General features: G+C 64.3%; 17 protein-coding genes and 1 tRNA gene. 9 read left to right on the forward strand and 9 right to left on the reverse strand.

Going from position 1 to position 15,135, the window contains the following annotated elements; genetic code table 11:
* Positions 1–469, reverse strand: a 469-nt coding sequence (locus V7E26_RS18825) for an elongation factor P (RefSeq protein ID WP_324418773.1), incomplete at its 3' end; no start/stop codon positions are given.
* A 402-nt stretch (positions 470–871) separates the two neighbouring features.
* Here V7E26_RS18825 and epmA point away from each other — a divergent pair.
* Genes epmA through V7E26_RS18845 form a run of 4 tightly spaced genes read left to right on the forward strand, consistent with a single transcriptional unit; the run spans position 872 to position 3,513 of the window.
* Entirely contained in the window at positions 872–1,924 is a 1,053-nt protein-coding gene (gene epmA / locus V7E26_RS18830; protein WP_324418775.1) for an EF-P lysine aminoacylase EpmA, read from the forward strand.
* Positions 1,921–3,012, forward strand: a complete 1,092-nt coding sequence (locus V7E26_RS18835) for a lysine-2,3-aminomutase-like protein (RefSeq protein WP_324418777.1) — start codon at positions 1,921–1,923, stop codon at positions 3,010–3,012. Before epmA ends, V7E26_RS18835 begins: the two co-directional genes overlap by 4 nt.
* Before the next feature lie 6 nt (positions 3,013–3,018).
* Positions 3,019–3,225: a hypothetical protein gene (locus V7E26_RS18840; protein WP_324418779.1), complete on the forward strand. Its 207-nt coding sequence runs from the start codon at positions 3,019–3,021 to the stop codon at positions 3,223–3,225.
* A gap of 27 nt (positions 3,226–3,252) precedes the next feature.
* Positions 3,253–3,513 (forward strand): hypothetical protein, encoded by a 261-nt coding sequence (locus V7E26_RS18845; protein ID WP_324418781.1) that lies wholly within the window; start codon positions 3,253–3,255, stop codon positions 3,511–3,513.
* 27 nt (positions 3,514–3,540) lie between these two features.
* On the opposite strand, the gene V7E26_RS18850 is transcribed toward V7E26_RS18845, so the two are convergent.
* On the reverse strand, positions 3,541–4,782 hold the full coding sequence (locus tag V7E26_RS18850; protein WP_324418836.1) for an MFS transporter: 1,242 nt from the start codon (positions 4,780–4,782) through the stop codon (positions 3,541–3,543).
* A gap of 178 nt (positions 4,783–4,960) precedes the next feature.
* Between V7E26_RS18850 and V7E26_RS18855 the strand changes: the two genes are divergently transcribed.
* Together V7E26_RS18855 and V7E26_RS18860 are read left to right on the forward strand one after the other, a co-directional pair.
* Entirely contained in the window at positions 4,961–5,584 is a 624-nt protein-coding gene (locus V7E26_RS18855; RefSeq protein ID WP_324418783.1) for an MmyB family transcriptional regulator, read from the forward strand.
* Positions 5,585–5,639: 55 nt separating this feature from the next.
* On the forward strand, positions 5,640–6,053 hold the full coding sequence (locus V7E26_RS18860; protein WP_324418785.1) for a Plug domain-containing protein: 414 nt from the start codon (positions 5,640–5,642) through the stop codon (positions 6,051–6,053).
* A gap of 41 nt (positions 6,054–6,094) precedes the next feature.
* Here V7E26_RS18860 and V7E26_RS18865 read toward each other — a convergent pair whose 3' ends face one another.
* From V7E26_RS18865 to V7E26_RS18890, 6 genes are all read right to left on the reverse strand, one after another.
* Positions 6,095–6,325, reverse strand: coding sequence for a hypothetical protein (locus tag V7E26_RS18865; protein ID WP_324418787.1), 231 nt, complete (start codon positions 6,323–6,325; stop codon positions 6,095–6,097).
* Positions 6,326–6,623: 298 nt separating this feature from the next.
* Positions 6,624–7,712, reverse strand: a complete 1,089-nt coding sequence (locus V7E26_RS18870) for a 3-deoxy-7-phosphoheptulonate synthase (protein WP_324418789.1) — start codon at positions 7,710–7,712, stop codon at positions 6,624–6,626.
* A 219-nt stretch (positions 7,713–7,931) separates the two neighbouring features.
* A complete protein-coding gene (locus V7E26_RS18875; RefSeq protein WP_324418791.1) occupies positions 7,932–8,516 on the reverse strand; it encodes an HdeD family acid-resistance protein in 585 nt (194 codons plus the stop codon).
* 115 nt (positions 8,517–8,631) lie between these two features.
* Positions 8,632–9,675 (reverse strand): PrsW family glutamic-type intramembrane protease, encoded by a 1,044-nt coding sequence (locus V7E26_RS18880; RefSeq protein WP_324418792.1) that lies wholly within the window; start codon positions 9,673–9,675, stop codon positions 8,632–8,634.
* Positions 9,676–9,857: 182 nt separating this feature from the next.
* Positions 9,858–11,090, reverse strand: a complete 1,233-nt coding sequence (locus tag V7E26_RS18885) for an MFS transporter (RefSeq protein WP_324418794.1) — start codon at positions 11,088–11,090, stop codon at positions 9,858–9,860.
* Positions 11,091–11,108: 18 nt separating this feature from the next.
* Positions 11,109–12,341, reverse strand: a complete 1,233-nt coding sequence (locus V7E26_RS18890) for a Zn-dependent hydrolase (RefSeq protein ID WP_324418796.1) — start codon at positions 12,339–12,341, stop codon at positions 11,109–11,111.
* Positions 12,342–13,516: 1,175 nt separating this feature from the next.
* Here V7E26_RS18890 and V7E26_RS18895 point away from each other — a divergent pair.
* The 3 genes from V7E26_RS18895 to V7E26_RS18905 all read left to right on the forward strand — a co-directional run bounded on the left by V7E26_RS18895 (position 13,517) and on the right by V7E26_RS18905 (position 14,296).
* A tRNA-Glu gene (locus V7E26_RS18895) sits at positions 13,517–13,591 on the forward strand.
* Positions 13,592–13,734: 143 nt separating this feature from the next.
* Complete coding sequence (locus tag V7E26_RS18900; protein WP_324418798.1) at positions 13,735–13,995, forward strand: PilZ domain-containing protein; 261 nt, start codon at positions 13,735–13,737, stop codon at positions 13,993–13,995.
* A 49-nt stretch (positions 13,996–14,044) separates the two neighbouring features.
* Complete coding sequence (locus V7E26_RS18905) at positions 14,045–14,296, forward strand: hypothetical protein (protein ID WP_324418801.1); 252 nt, start codon at positions 14,045–14,047, stop codon at positions 14,294–14,296.
* Positions 14,297–14,302: 6 nt separating this feature from the next.
* Here V7E26_RS18905 and V7E26_RS18910 read toward each other — a convergent pair whose 3' ends face one another.
* Positions 14,303–14,950 carry a glutathione S-transferase family protein gene (locus tag V7E26_RS18910; RefSeq protein WP_324418803.1) on the reverse strand — a complete coding sequence of 216 codons (648 nt, stop codon included), beginning with the start codon at positions 14,948–14,950 and terminating at the stop codon, positions 14,303–14,305.
* Between the last annotated feature and the right edge of the window lie 185 nt (positions 14,951–15,135).

Raw genomic sequence — 15,135 nt, forward strand, 5'->3', positions numbered from 1 at the left:
TGGAGAGGATAGCAGGCTTGTAGGAAGAAGACGCGGTCTGACCCTTGGTCACCGGTTCGGTCTCCACAACTTCCAGCGTCGCGCGCTGCGGAAGCTGGATCGCGACCGGGTTGAGGTCGTGCATTGACAGCTTCACCGTCATGTTTTCCTGCAAATAGGGCGCGGACGAACCGACGATCTCCTTCGATACCTGGACCTGGTCATAGGTATCGGCGTTCATGAAGTGGAAGCCGTCACCATCCTCGTAGAGGTAGTTGAAGTTGCGATCCTCGACGGTGGCCTTCTCGACCTGGTCGGTGGTCTTGTAGCGCTCCGATACCTTCACGCCGTCGCCGATACGGCGCATTTCGATCTGGCTGACCGGAGTTCCCTTGCCGGGATGGATGTTCTCGGCCGAGAGGACGACATAGAGCCGGCCGTCCTGTTCGATGACGTTGCCCTTGCGGATAGAGCTGGCGATGACTTTCAAAGCGATTTTCCCGAATTTCTGGCCTTCGGGCCACGTGCAGACAGGGGCGTCCGCAGTGGCCGATCAGGCGGTTTCGGGCTGCAACATACTGATTTCGCCCGTCGATGCCAGCGTTTTGCGCCCCTCCAGTGGGGCTGCTTGAGGCCATATCGGCCCTGTTTCGCCGCCTTTGGCGGCGGCCGCGTCGCGCCGTTTGCAGCGCCAGCCTTCGACGCACCTGCGGGGCGGAATGGACAAGCCGAGCCGGTTTCGCCATGAAGGACGGATCAGACGCGGGAGCTGATCGCCTGCTTCCGAAACCATAAGGAAAGTCGAACAGTTTCAATGGCATTCTCCGGGTTCCTTGACTGCCTTTTCAGGCCTTGCGGAGCACGCGCCGCTGCGCGGCAAGGGCGGCGCTTGATGGGCGTGACGGACCAGCCCTCACCATGGTGGTCGGCCGCGCGGCACGCCGACCGCCGGCCGTTCCTGATGGCGCGCGGCGCGATCACGAGGGCGCTGCGGGCCTGGTTCGACGGGCAGGGGTTCACCGAGGTCGAGACCTCCGTGCTCCAGGTATCGCCCGGGAACGAGACGCATCTGCATGCGCCGCGCACCGAAATCATCGGCAGCGATGGCAACGGCGCGACACGCTATCTGCGCACCTCGCCAGAATTTGCGGCCAAGAAGCTGCTTGTCGCCGGCGAAACCAGGATCTTCGAGTTCGCGCGCGTGTTCCGCGATCGTGAGCGCGGCGATCTGCATCTGCCCGAATTCACGATGCTGGAATGGTACCGCGCCAATGAGAGCTATGACGCCATCATGGCCGACACCATCGTCGTGATCGCCCATGCCGCGCAGGCGACCGGCATCGGCAGCTTCTCGTTTCGCGGCGGGACGGCCGATCCCTTTGCCGAGCCGGAATTGCTGACGGTCGCTTCCGCCTTCGAACGCTTTGCCGGCATCGACCTGTTGGCCACCATTGCAAATGGCGAGGGCGACCGCGCCGCGCTGGCGGCAGCCGCCGCGGCGCGGGTGCGGATCACCGAGGATGACACCTGGTCTGATATCTTCAGCAAGGTACTGGTCGAGCATGTCGAACCGAATCTGGGGCTGGGACGTTTGACCGTGCTGTTCGAATATCCGGCGCCCGAAGCCGCGCTGGCGCGGACGAAGGCGGCCGACCCGCGCGTCGCCGAACGTTTTGAGGTCTATGCCTGCGGCGTCGAACTCGCCAACGGGTTTGGCGAATTGACTGATGCCGATGAGCAGCGCCGCCGCTTTGCGGCTGCTATGGACGAGAAGGAGCGGCGTTATCGCGAGCGTTATCCGCTGGACGAGGATTTCCTCACAGCGGTTGCCGCCATGCCGCCGTCGAGCGGTGTCGCGCTCGGTTTCGACCGGCTGGTGATGCTGGCAACCGGCGCGCTGCGAATAGATCAGGTGGTGTGGACACCGCCGCCAGGAGAGACATGAACAGGATCGATCCGAAACTGCTGGCAACGCTGCGGCAGCCTGCCGACCTCATCGAGCGCGGGCTGGCGAAGCCTGCCGATCTCGCCGATCTCGAACAGGTCGCGGCGCGCTATGCGGTTGCCGTCACGCAAGAGGTCGCCGGCCTGATCGACGCGGAAGATCCCGATGATCCGATCGCGCGGCAATTCATTCCGAGCGCGCTCGAACTGGTGCAGGCGGCTGGCGAGAATGCCGACCCGATCGGCGACGATGCGCATTCGCCTGTTGCCGGCATCGTGCATCGCTATCCCGATCGCGTGCTGTTCAAGCTGGTGCATGTCTGCGCGGTCTATTGCCGGTTCTGCTTCCGCCGCGAAATGGTCGGGCCGGGCAAGGCGACCGCGCTGTCGGAGACCGCCTACCGCGCCGCGCTGGACTATATCCGTACAAACACGGAAATCTGGGAAGTCATCCTGACCGGCGGCGATCCACTGATGCTGTCGCCGCGGCGGCTTGCCGAGATCATGACCGATCTCGCAGGCATCGACCACGTCAGGATCGTGCGGCTCCACACCCGTGTGCCGGTGGCGGCACCCAGGCGAATCGATGCCGACATGATCGGGGCGCTGCGCGCCGGCGGCGTCACCACCTGGATCGCCGTCCATGCCAATCACCCGCGCGAGTTGACGGGCGAGGCACGCGGCGCCTGTGCGCGGCTCGCTGACGCCGGCGTTCCGCTGGTCAGCCAGACGGTGCTGCTTCGCGGCGTCAACGACGACGCGGCGACGCTGGAAGCGTTGATGCGGGCCTTCGTCGAAAATCGAATCAAGCCGTATTACCTGCACCATGGCGACCTTGCGCCGGGAACCGCACATCTGCGCACCACCATCGCAGAGGGGCAGGAACTGATGCGGCATCTGCGGGGGCGCGTCTCCGGCCTGTGTCAGCCCGAATATGTGCTCGATATCCCCGGGGGCCATGGCAAGGCGCCGATTGGGCCGCATTATTTGTCGCATGCGAATTCGCAGGGAAGTGAACTATCCTTGCAAACGCGGTATCGTATCGTCGACTATTGCGGCGACGTTCACCTCTACCCGCCCGAGTCGTGACCTGCGATGACGGAGAACGGCGAGGAGAAACGGGAGCCGCCGGAAGACGAGCGTCATCGCGGGCTGGAAAATGCGGTATTGCTCGGCTTCTTCGTGGTGCTGGTGGCCGCCGGAATCTGGCTGCTCGGCACCATGGCCGATGTACGAAAGGCGCAGGACTGCGCCGGACAGGGACGCCGCAACTGTGCGACGATTGACGTGCCGGCGCGATAGCAGCAACAGGAAGACGGGAGAACCAACATGCGAACCACGATCCTCTCGATAGCGCTGACGGTGCTGATCGGCGGCGCGGATGTGCTTGCGCAGGGGTCGTCGTCCGTCTCGAAGAATTCGGGCGGAGGCAGCGGCGGGGTGATGCAGGCACCGGTCGGTCATCGCCAGCCGCGTCCGAGCGACCTGCCCAATAGCGACAAGGGCCAGTACAACGACCCGAACGATCCCTTGAGCAAGGAAAACGCCGCGCTCGACCGCAAGATCAAGAGCATCTGCCGCGGCTGCTAGTGGCGTCCGCCACAGTCCCGGCGACGCCTAGCCGGGCTTTGCCGCGCGATTGTAGAGAGCCGTCAGAAAGACCAGCAGCATCGCGGCCGACAGGCCGAGCGACCAGTGAATGCCGATCGCCGCCCCGGCGAGGCCTACCGTAATTCCGCTGAAGGCCCGCATGCCGAGCCCGGCCATGTTGAACAGGCCGACGACCCGGCCGCGGCTGTCGGCGGGGGCGTTGATCTGAACCAGCGCCTGCGCCATCGTGTTGAACGACAGCTCGAAGAAGCCCGCGGCAAACAATAGCGCGCTCGCGAGCGGGAAGATGCTCGTCGATGCAAAGGCGAGCAGGCACAGCGCCCACAGAATGGCGAGGGTGATGGCCGTCCGTGGACTTGGCCTGAGCCGTCCCCATGCTTCCAGCGCGATCGCTGCGAGCACCGCGCCGGCGGCATCGGCGGCGAGCAACAGGCTGTAGGACACGCCGGGATCGCCGTGCCCGAGGTCGCCGGCGAATCCCGGCATCTGGGCGTGGTAGGCATTGCCGATCATGAAAGAGGTCAGGCCGGCGAGCAGCGTCATCGAGGTCAGGACGCGGTGCGTGGCGATGTCGCGGATGGTCTGCAGGATGTCGGCCAGGCCGCGGACGGCGAAGCGCTTCAGAGCAAGGCTCTTGTCGCGGACAGGCGCCCAGAAAAGCCAGAGCAGCATCGGCAGGTAGAACAGCGTGTTGAGAATGATGCCGTGGGATGGGCCCAGCGCCAGCATGATGACGCCGCCCATGGCGGGCCCGACCAGGATGCCGAGATAGCGCGCCATCGCGTTCAACCGCACCGCGCTCGGCAGATCGGCGGGACCCACGATGTCGTACAGCAGCAACTGGTTCGGCGTCTGCCACAGCACGCCGGCGCAGCCATGAATCACCAGAAGCAGCATCGCGTGCCACATCTGCAGCGTGTCGGTGATGAAGAAGATGCCCCAGCCCGCGGACGCCACCATGAACAGCAGCATCCCGCACTGGATGATGCGGCGCGGATCGTAGCGGTCGGCGAGCCCGCCGACGGCGACCGAGAAGAACAGAAAGGGCAGCCAGTGCGACAGCACCGCAAAGCCCGCGAGTGCCGGCGAATGGAATTTCTGGAACACCACCCAATAGCTGATCACATGCTCGACATTGTCGGCCATCATGGCCAGCACGTAGGCAGCGAACTGGGCGCGGTACGGCACGGACTTCATGGCCGCGAACGAACTCGATGCGGCCGTGGGGGTCGTCGACGGTTTTGAAATCAATCGATCACCTGGAAATACTTGACCGGGCCAGGTGCCGACGCGGCATCCGGATTCCGTCCGCGCCGATACACGCTTGTTGCCGGGCGCTCAAGACGCCAGTCCGCGCAACGCGTCGAAATAGCTGGCTTGATCGAGGTCGGCGAGCAGCCCCGGCTGTTCCGCCTTCCACCATCGCATGCCTGTCGAAACCGACAATCCGCTCGGAGCCTATCTGAAAGATCGCCGCAGCCGGCTCGATCCGGCAACGTTCGGCTTTGCCGCGGGACGCAGGCGGACGCCGGGGCTGCGGCGGGAGGAGGTTGCCCAGCGCGCCAATATCAGCCCGACCTGGTACACCTGGCTGGAACAGGGACGGGGCGGCGCACCCTCGGCCGATGTCCTGAACCGGATTGCCGGCGCGCTGATGCTGACCGATATCGAGCGCGAGCATGTGTTCCTGCTCGGGCTCGGCCGTCCGCCCGAGGTTCGTTACAGGGCGGCCGACGGCGTCACGCCCCGTCTGCAGCGCCTGCTCGATGCGTTCGAAGTCAGTCCCGCCCTGATCAAGACCGCGACCTGGGACGTCGTTGCCTGGAACCGCGCGGCTACCGTCGTGCTATGGCGCGACAACAACGTTCACGTTCGCGGCGAGGGCATCAAGCGCCTGCGGCACCCGATCCTCGGTCCGATCATGATGGAGTATTCGGCCTTTGCGGTCGATGGCCGGCCCGACCTCGGCATGATCGTCTACAATCCGGCCACCACTTCGGACGCCGAGCGCATCCGATCACTCGTCGCGTCGCAGCCGACCGCCGCGTGAACCGTCGGCCGCCGATCACAAATTGGTTGAGCGCACGACCGCGGCGCCATCGTCTATGATATATTCCGGCGAGGCTGATGCACCGACGGGAGGCCGCATGTCCGCTGCTATGTTGCGAGTGATCGCAATTGCCGCCATTTGCGTTTGCGATGGTGCGGTTGCCATAGCTTCCGCCGAGCCGCGCCATGCGCAGGCGCAGGGAGCAGCAACCGCTGTACGATCCGCTCACGCGCCGCTACGGGCGCCACGCTGGAAACATAGCGCCGCGCGAACGCTACCGGTCGGCGCACATGTCGATCGAGCGGCGCCTTACAAGGCCGATCGGCTTTCCTCGTCGCGGGCGGCCGAGCCGATCCTCAATATTCCCGGCCAAACCACCGTCCTCACGCGGGAGATGCTCGACGACATGAACGCCACGAGCGTCAAGGGCGCCTTGCGTTCCGTTGCAGGCGTGACGATCGGACGATAGCGCGCGACCGACGCCGGCGCTTTCGACCTTGTCGGAAGATGTCAGTAATCGAGGTCGGAGAGAAACGTGGTGTTCACGATCTCGAACTCGGACTCCAGCCAGTCCTTCATCAACCGCGCCCGCGCCGAACGGTGCGTCGGCTGATCCGACGTGCTGCATTTCACCGGCTGATGATCGATGCCTGAAATCTCGAGCAACGCATCGAAGCTGATCTGACGGTCCTCGCGATTGTCGACTTCAGCGTAGTAGATCGTATGGTCGTGCGTTCCCATTGCCCAGCAAAACTGAACCTTTGCCTGATCAGTGGCGGCAGATGCGGTAATCGGAGCAAGGAGGGCTGCAACAAAGAGCAATCGAACGGCAGAATGTATCATTGCACTATTCCAAAAGGTAGTTTGTCTGAAAATACCTGGCGCGCAAACGCGCAGAACCTCGTTCAGCACGAGACCCCCGTTGACATGAATACCGTCAAGCGCGATGCCGCGATGTGAGGTACGCCACAAGCAGTCAACTTTTTGAGCGGAGGCAGGGCGCGCGTTGATGGCGCGCCCTGCCTCACCATTTCGTGTGTCAGGCCGAACGCTCCTCCGGGAATTTGCGTGACTGCGTACGCCGTCGCGCTTCGACCGCATCGGCGAGGCCGTGCAACACCGACACCGTCGTGTACCAGTCGATACAGCCGTCGGTGATGCTCTGGCCGTAGGTCAGCGGCTTGCCCGGCACCACGTCCTGCCGGCCGGCGACCAGATTGCTTTCGATCATCACACCGCTGATCCGCTGCTCGCCGTCGGCGATCTGCTTTGCAATGTCGGCGGCGACCAGCGGCTGGTTCTCCGGCTTCTTCGAGCTGTTGGCGTGGCTGGTGTCGATCATGATACGCGGCGCGACGCCGGCGCGGACGAGTTCCGCGCAGGCGGCCTCGACGCTGTCATGGTCGTAGTTCGGCTTGTTGCCGCCGCGCAGGATGATGTGGCAGTCCTCGTTGCCGGTGGTGGCCGCAATCGCCGAGCGCCCGCCCTTGGTCACGGCCATGAAGTGATGGGGATGCGAGGCCGACTTCACGGCATCGGCCGCGATGCGGACATTGCCGTCGGTGCCGTTCTTGAAGCCGACCGGGCAGGACAGGCCCGACGCCAGTTCGCGATGGATCTGGCTTTCGGTCGTGCGCGCGCCGATCGCTGCCCATGCCATCAGGTCGGCGATGTATTGCGGCGTCGTCATGTCAAGGAATTCCGTGCCGGCGGGCAGGCCGAGATTGTTCACGGCGGACAGCACATTGCGGGCGAGCCTGAGGCCCCTGTTGATGTCGAAACTGCCGTCGAGGTTGGGGTCGTTGATCAGCCCCTTCCAGCCGACCGTCGTGCGCGGCTTCTCGAAATAGACGCGCATCACGATCTCGAGGCGGTCGGCAAGCTGTTCGCGCAAGGCGGCGAGCCGCTCGGCGTAGTCGACGGCCGCGGCGGGATCGTGGACCGAGCAGGGGCCGACAACGACCAGCAGGCGGTCGTCGGTGCCGTGCAGGATGGCGTGAATGGCGTTGCGCGCCGCCATCACCACGCGCGTCGCGGTCAGGGTGCGTGGTATCTCGCCCATCACCTCTTGCGGCGTACTCAGTTCTTTCAGTTCGCTAATTCGAAGGTCGTCGGTGGTGCTCAACACGGCTCTGGCTCCTGGTTGGGGAAACCTGCCGGCCAACAAAAAAGCCGCCAGGTTTGGCGGCTGTTTGGACTTCTGCTTCAATTCATCAGATTGAGCGCGATCCTCCCACCGCCAGCGAGCTGTCGTAGCTAAAATACCAAAAGTTGCTGGCGGCGAAGGTGATCATGGCGGGCTCTATAGCGCAACCGTGGGGGCTTGTCACCCCCGCAATCGGCGGCATCAGCTCTTGCGCGCGGCGAGCGCCAAGCCGACCAGCGACGCGCCGCCGAGCACGAGGTTGATCCCGACCAGAAGGCCGATCGCCCATTCCGCCGAACCCGGCAGCCCGGCCACGATGATGAATGCGATCAGGAGATCCATCAGGCCGGATAGCAGCAGCCAGGACCAGCGCCCCGACAGTTCGCGGCGGTGCTCCAGCGCATACATGATGGTGACGACGCCTTCCGCCAGAAAATATGCGCCGACCACGATGGTGAGCGTGAGGATGCCCTGCGCGGGACGCGCCAGCAGGATTCCGCCGGCGAGTACGGCGAGCGCCGCCGAGAACAGCGACCACCAGAAGCCCGGCGTCTGCCGCGCCCAGTAGGTGGCGAACAATCCGGCGATGCCGCTGATCAGGAACATCCAGCCGAGGAAGATGGTGACGGCGAAGCTGGCCAGCGGCGGCACGATCATCGCGGCGAGGCCGAGCAGGGCGAGCACGATGCCTTCGAACAGGAAGGCCTTCCAGTGTGCCTTCGCCGCGGCGTTCATTTCGGACTGCAGTTTCTCGATGTCCGGTGGATTGTCCTGGGGAAGGGTCATTGCGAACTCCCGGTGCCTGCCGACGATGGCGACGCCAATATAGCCGCTGTGCTGACGGCGGGTGAGAATTGTTCGCGAGCGGTTTTGCGGAAGATCAACGACAGATGGATGACGTTCAGCCTGTTTCGGCCGCGGAGGAGAATCCGTCCGCGGATCTCCTGATGCGGTTGCGGCCGAACACGTAGACCGCCGATGTCGCCAGCAGCAGCGCCAGACCGATCAGAATGGAGGTCACGCCCAGCGGAATCAGAAGCAGCGAGGCGTTGCGGTCGGGATGGACGAACCAGTGATGCAGCGAGGTCAGCACGAAGGCCGCGCCGGCGAAGCCCGCGCCGCTGCCGACGAGCAGCAGCGCCCACATCCGCCGCAACTGGCTCAGCCGCTCGCGCCCGATTTCGGTGCGCGGCGCATGATGACGGCCGACGCGCCGCACCAGCCGGACGGCAAATCCGATCGAACTGAAGCCGATCAGGAGGCTCGCCGCGCCGAGCAGCAACCGCGTGGTGGGGCCGAGATCGGGATGCTTCTGCAAGGTCAGCAGCGGAAAATCGAAGGCGGCATGCAGCGCGACCGGCGCGAACAGCGCCAGCGCCCAGCTCGAGATGCGCGCCCAGTCGCGGTGATGACGGTGTGCGCCGAGCGCCGTTCCGGCGCGGGCGATCGCAATATAGGCGCCCGCGATGATGCCGAGCGCGCCGTGAAACGGCACCGTCAATACGCTGCGCAGCGCGGCCAGCGATCGCCACATGTCCGAATGCTGCACCAGATAGGCAAGATTTTCGTAGGCGGCGAAGCCGAGGCCGGCGGCTGCGCCATAGACGACCGTGTCCATTGGGTCGGCAAAGGTGCGTTTGCGCACCGACATCGAGACAAGGACGATGACGAGGACCTTGACGATCTCCTCGGGCGCGGCGACCCCGAAGACCGAACGCAGGGCCTGCGTCATCCATGGATTGCCCGGTACGGCCAGGATCGCGGCAAACGGGGTGCGTGCGATGCCGAGCAGCGAAATGCTGGCAGCCCCAAGGATGAACGCGAGCCATACCCGACCAGGCGGCCCCGGACGTTCGTCGGCAGCGATGACGAGCCACAGCACCAGCAATGCCGGGGCGATCGCGGCAACGCCGATCGATGTGGGGAGAGCCTGCAGCAGCAGCATCGGGGGAACTTTACCTCATTTTCGAAAATGGCCGTATCTTCAGCGCTTTGCAAGGAAAGTCGAACGCGGCTCCTTGTCGGCAGGCAGGTTTTGAATTCCACGCCGGCCGCTATCAACATTTCGGGTGCCGGGCAGGTCCGGTCAACGGGCTGGGCTGCCCGGCTCAGGCTTCCAACGCCTGTTTAATCAGGCGTCGGATCCCGGCCGCCGTCCGGCTTGCCGATCTTGCCGTCAACCATCAGCAATCCCGCAAGCGCTATCGCCGCGAAACCGGCGCCCGCCAGGAATGTTCCCTGCGGTCCGGTGCTATCCCAGAGCGCACCGGCAATGACGCTGGCCGCGAGCATCGCCACACCGCCGAGCAGGTTGAAGAAGCCATAGGCAGTGCCGCGCAGCTCGGCGGGTACGGTATCGGCCACAAGGGCGGCCAACAGCCCTTGCGTCAGCCCCATATGCAGGCCCCAGAGGACGACGCCCAGTGCAACGCCGGCGATCGACGGCAGCAGAGCCAGCACGATGTCGGCGGCAACCAGCAACAACATGCCGGCCGCCAGCACGGCGGTGCGGCCGATGCGATCCGAGATGACGCCGGCGGGATAAGCCGCGAGTGCATAGACCAAATTCATCGCCACCAGTACGCCAGGCACGAGCGCGATCGGCAGTCCGACATTCTGCGCGCGCAGGACGAGGAATGCCTCGCTGAAGCGCGCCAGCGTGAATACGGTCGCGACCGCCACCACCCACCAATAGGCCGCTCCGAGATTCCCCATCTCTGCGGGGCTGACCGGATTGCGCACCGCGCGCAGCCCCTGCGACCGCTCCGGCTCGCGCACGGCGAAGACGATCAGCGCCAGCGCCAGGAAGGCCGGAATAACCGCGAACCAGAACACGGTTGTGAAGTTGTCCGCCGTCCACCACATCAGGGCGATGGCGAGCAGAGGGCCAACGAAGGCGCCGATCGTGTCGAGCGATTGGCGGAGCCCAAAACTCGCGCCGCGCAGTTCGGCCGGCGAGAGGTCCGCCACCAGCGCGTCGCGGGGCGCGCCCCGAATGCCCTTGCCGATCCGGTCGACGAAGCGCGCGGCCACCAGCCAGCCAATGGTCGGCGCCAGCGGAAAGACCGGCTTGGTGACGGCGGCGAGGCCGTAGCCGATGGCGGCGAGCCATTTTCGCTTGCCAAGCCAGTCCGAAAGGGCGCCGGAGAATATTTTGGTGATGGAAGCGGTCGCCTCGGCAATGCCTTCGATAACGCCAACCGTCACCATGGAAGCGCCGAGCACGGAGACCAGATAGATCGGCAGCAGGGCGTGGATCATCTCCGACGAGATATCCATCAGCATCGAGACGAAGCCGAGAACCCATATGCTCGGCGGGACATTCCGGATCGAGTTGGTGGGCGTGGTGTTAGCGGTCATCTCGGAGATTGCGCCGCCTCATCGCGCCAGCAGCCGGCGGCAGGTCTCGACAAAGACCTCGGCGCCGATGACGATATCGGCGTCGGCGGTGTTCTCGGTCCAGTGATGCGAGATGCCGCCGATCGAGGGCACGAACAGCATGCCCGACGGCATGATGGTGGCGAGGACTTGCGCGTCGTGCCCGGCGCCGCTCGGCATGCGCAACGACTTGCCGCCGGCAATGTCGGTGCTGGCGGCCTCGATGGCCTGCTGGAACGAGGCGTCCATCCATGCGGGCGTGCCGGTGCGGATGCGCTCCACGGCGACGCCGCAGCGGCCTTGCCTATCGACCTCCGCGGCCATGCTGTGGAGGAGATCCTCCAGCCGCGCGATGACAGCGGGATCGTCATCGCGAATCTGGAACAGCATCTCCGCCGCGCCCGGGATGATGCTGGGCGCGCCGGGTTCGAGGGTGATGCGTCCGGTGGTCCATACCGTACGCGGACCGCAGGCCGCCGGGAAACGATCGTCGATCGCGACGCAGAATCTGGCGAGCGCCAGGCCGGCGTCGCGGCGAATGGCCATCCGCGTCGTGCCGGCGTGGTTCTGCTCGCCTGTGAAGGTGATGCGGTATTGCCAGATCCCGACGATCGAGGTGACGACGCCGATCTGGAGGTTGCTGCTTTCCAGCGTCTCGCCCTGTTCGATATGGGCCTCGAGATAACCGACGTGGCGCCCGCGCTCGGCCTGCAGGCGAGGGCGGCCGGCGAGATCAGCGCTCGCGAGAGCCTCGCGCATGGTTCGGCCCTCGCTGCGATCGCGCGCGGCATCGATGTCGGCTTCGCTGACTGCGCCGACATAGGAACGGCTGCCGAGGAAGTGCCCGAAATGCCCTTCCTCGTCGCACCAAGCCGCAACCTCGACCGCGCCTGATGTCGCTGGATCGCAGTTGATGACGCGGGCGGCCTCGAGGGCGTAGACCACGCCGAGCGGTCCATCGAGCCAGCCCGCATGGTTCTGGCTTTCCAGATGCGAGCCCGCCAGCAGTTTCGGGCCGGCTTTCGCGCTGGCGGAGATCACGTTGCCGATGCCGTCGATCTCACCTGCGAGACCTGCCTCGGGCAGCCGTTGCACCAGCCACTGCAGGGAACGCAGATGCGGTTCCGAGAATGTCGGCTTGTGAACCCCGGTTTTATATGTGCCGATTGCGCGCAATGCGTGAAGGTCGGCCAGGACACGCGCGCCATTTGCACGCGGAAGATGATCAATCATGGAGTGCACGCACCTGTATCCCCGTAGTTCTCCGGGGTAGAACAAAGTTCCTCACTTTTTCGCGAGGACAGAACAAAGTTCCGTGAACGTACACGGAATGGCGACCCTTATCCAAGTGAGAGGAATGCCAGCGCGATGATCGCGAGCCATGCCACAATCACCAGCGCCGCCACCGCGCCAGCCGTTATCCTGGCATTTTCCCTGAGGAAGTAGTTCGGCATTGTTTCCGCAATAGCGTGAAGGCCGACGTTGCGGCTGCGGGCGCATTCTACCAGCCCAGTCACGTCGGAAGGAACGGCTTTCACGTCGCCGGCGCGCGCAATTCATAGCGTTCTTCGAGGCCGACCGCGCGCGTTACGAAACCTGGTCTCGCCGCATGCCGAGTCGGCCAATCGAGTTGGTCATTCCGTTCGCTGGTTCGTGCGAAGGTTGTTTCGGAGACCGCGCGATCCTTCACCGCGCGGGGAGAGTTGGTCGTGACGAGATGCACTACATTTGCCGATATGAGACGCGGTCGGCACAACGCGTCGCCTGCTCGGTCGATCAGGCATCGGGCGGGAAATAGTAACGCAAGGTAAAGCGGAGTCCGACGTAAATTCCAACACAGCTTGTGACTGCAATTGCGGCTATGTCCATTCCCAGTCCCTTTTATTCACACGGCGCAGTCCGTCTTTCCGGAGAGCGGTAACGACCTTCTGATGAGTGGTAACGGTAACTTGAGCTTCGAAGATGGTTCCGTTAAGCCGGGAAAATGGTTGCCTCGGGCTCCGAACGTGTTTGCAAAATGACGGAACACGGAGCCTTGCGCCAAGGCGCGCGGCAAATGGGCGGAGTTCTTCGCGCGCTGCCGAAGGCTGATGCATTTGTCGGCGACGTAACGTCCCTCGCGCCGTTGCCTCCTCAGAGAAGTCGCCCATGACGACACGTCCACCCGGCAACAGGTGGGAAAAACTGCGTGCCGGATGAGCGCTCGGCCTCGGCCTGCAGGCGAGCAAGAGGGACTGCGAACTCTTCGGGAACGGACAGCGCATACATTTGGCAAAACGTTTTCAGCGGCTTGCCCGCCCGGCCAAACGCCACTATACGTTCGCCCGTCGCCGCCGCCATGGACCATGGCGGGCTGGCGGCCAACATGGCCATCAAGCATATAACGCCTTGATTTTCCGGTTGTTTTTGCTCCCTTCGTCTATCGGTTAGGACGCCACCCTTTCACGGTGGAGAGAGCGGTTCGATTCCGCTAGGGAGCGCCACAATGGGTCTTTTGGGCCATTGAAATCTCAGAACATCCCCTGACGACATCGGAAGGCGGGACGCCTCGGGAGAGATCTCCCGCGCCCTGCAACGGAATTTAAAGCCACCTCGGATAAGCAAGTGTCCGGGGGAGATTTCCAGCATGGCTTTGCTATCCGGCAAGAAGCGCGAGACGCGCAAATCAGTGAGGCAGCCCGGGTGGATCACGCTCGACGGCGGTTTTGCCGCGCGCCAATGCGTGGTGCAGGACGTATCCACGACGGGCGCGAAGGTCACGATCGACGATCCGAACTCGCTGCCGGCGAAACTGCGGCTGGCGTTTTCGCGCGATGCCAGGACCGGACGCCGCTGCGAAGTGGTCTGGCGCCGTGGCAAGACGGTCGGCGTCAAGTTCGTCCGCTAAGCTTTCCCGCTACGCTGGCACTGCCCGGCGCGCAGCGATAAAAGGCGGGATGCTAAAACTCATCCTGCTTGCGACGGCACTGGTCTTGACTTCGGTTGCCGCGGTCGCGGAACAACCTCATTCCCGGAAATCCTATAAGGCGGCTCCGTCAGGCAAGCCGCTTCCGGTCAAGCGGCCGAGTTCGGCCAATGCCTGCGCCGAGTATGGCGCGGGCTTTGTCATGATCGAGGGCACCACCACCTGCATGAAGATCGGCGGCGCTATCAGCGTGGGTGGCGGCATTTCCAGCGGCTCGCGCTGAAGGCCGTCACGTCATCGGCTGCGAAAGGTGTCGCGCGAAACCCGGACGGACGGCGAACTGCGAGAACCAGCGTTCGAGGTTCGGCAGCTTCGGCTTTGTTACGCCTTCGACGCCGAACCAGCGCCGCGCAAACGCGCCGACCGCGATGTCGGCGATGGTGAACTGATCGCCCTCGATGAAGCGCCGGCTCGCGAGTTGCGCCTCGGGAATCCGCCAGACCGCGGCCTCGGCGTCGACATCCTTCTGGATCGCGACCATGTCGCGCTTTTCGACCGGCGTGCGCACCAGCGCCCAGAACACCGGACGGTCGACCGGCTGCAGCGTCGAGAGCGTCCAGTCGAGCCAGCGGTCGACGCCGGCGCGCGCCTTCGGCTGCGCGGGGTAGATCGGCGAGCCCCCGCCATAGGCCATGCAGAGATAGCGCATCACGGAATTGGATTCCCACAATACGTAGTCGCCGTCGACCAGCGTGGGGACACGGCCGTTCGGATTCATCGCCAGATAGGCCGGCTCGTTGTTCTTGCCGAACTGCATGCCGGCATCGATGCGATCAAAGGCGAGGTCGAGCTCGGCGAGGCACCACAGCACTTTTTGGACGTTGACCGAATTGGCCCGGCCCCAGATGGTGAGTTGTTGTTTGTTGCTGTTGGCCACGCGCGTTGCTCCCGCTGATTTTCTCTGACGGCCGTTAATAGCGGAAGATCGGCGAAAAAGCGTGCCCTTGCGTCAACAAAAATCGGGCCCTGTCGCAGCGCGACAGAGCCCCGATTCCTGGCGTGTCCGGTAACAGCCGATCAATGGCCGAAGAACAGCCACAACAGAATGATCACCGGAATAGG

The sequence above is a fragment of the Bradyrhizobium sp. genome (assembly GCF_036735945.1).
Lineage (GTDB): Bacteria > Pseudomonadota > Alphaproteobacteria > Rhizobiales > Xanthobacteraceae > Bradyrhizobium.

Excerpts from the sequence above, each read along its gene's own strand:
- epmA (WP_324418775.1), top strand. The coding sequence starts at position 872 with ATGGGCGTGACGGACCAGCCCTCACCATGGTGGTCGGCCGCGCGGCAC.
- V7E26_RS18835 (WP_324418777.1), top strand. The coding sequence starts at position 1,921 with ATGAACAGGATCGATCCGAAACTGCTGGCAACGCTGCGGCAGCCTGCC.
- V7E26_RS18840 (WP_324418779.1), top strand. The coding sequence starts at position 3,019 with ATGACGGAGAACGGCGAGGAGAAACGGGAGCCGCCGGAAGACGAGCGT.
- V7E26_RS18845 (WP_324418781.1), top strand. The coding sequence starts at position 3,253 with ATGCGAACCACGATCCTCTCGATAGCGCTGACGGTGCTGATCGGCGGC.
- V7E26_RS18855 (WP_324418783.1), top strand. The coding sequence starts at position 4,961 with ATGCCTGTCGAAACCGACAATCCGCTCGGAGCCTATCTGAAAGATCGC.
- V7E26_RS18860 (WP_324418785.1), top strand. The coding sequence starts at position 5,640 with ATGATATATTCCGGCGAGGCTGATGCACCGACGGGAGGCCGCATGTCC.
- V7E26_RS18865 (WP_324418787.1), bottom strand. The coding sequence starts at position 6,325 with ATGGGAACGCACGACCATACGATCTACTACGCTGAAGTCGACAATCGC.
- V7E26_RS18875 (WP_324418791.1), bottom strand. The coding sequence starts at position 8,516 with ATGACCCTTCCCCAGGACAATCCACCGGACATCGAGAAACTGCAGTCC.
- V7E26_RS18880 (WP_324418792.1), bottom strand. The coding sequence starts at position 9,675 with ATGCTGCTGCTGCAGGCTCTCCCCACATCGATCGGCGTTGCCGCGATC.
- V7E26_RS18885 (WP_324418794.1), bottom strand. The coding sequence starts at position 11,090 with ATGACCGCTAACACCACGCCCACCAACTCGATCCGGAATGTCCCGCCG.
- V7E26_RS18890 (WP_324418796.1), bottom strand. The coding sequence starts at position 12,341 with ATGATTGATCATCTTCCGCGTGCAAATGGCGCGCGTGTCCTGGCCGAC.
- V7E26_RS18900 (WP_324418798.1), top strand. The coding sequence starts at position 13,735 with ATGGCTTTGCTATCCGGCAAGAAGCGCGAGACGCGCAAATCAGTGAGG.
- V7E26_RS18905 (WP_324418801.1), top strand. The coding sequence starts at position 14,045 with ATGCTAAAACTCATCCTGCTTGCGACGGCACTGGTCTTGACTTCGGTT.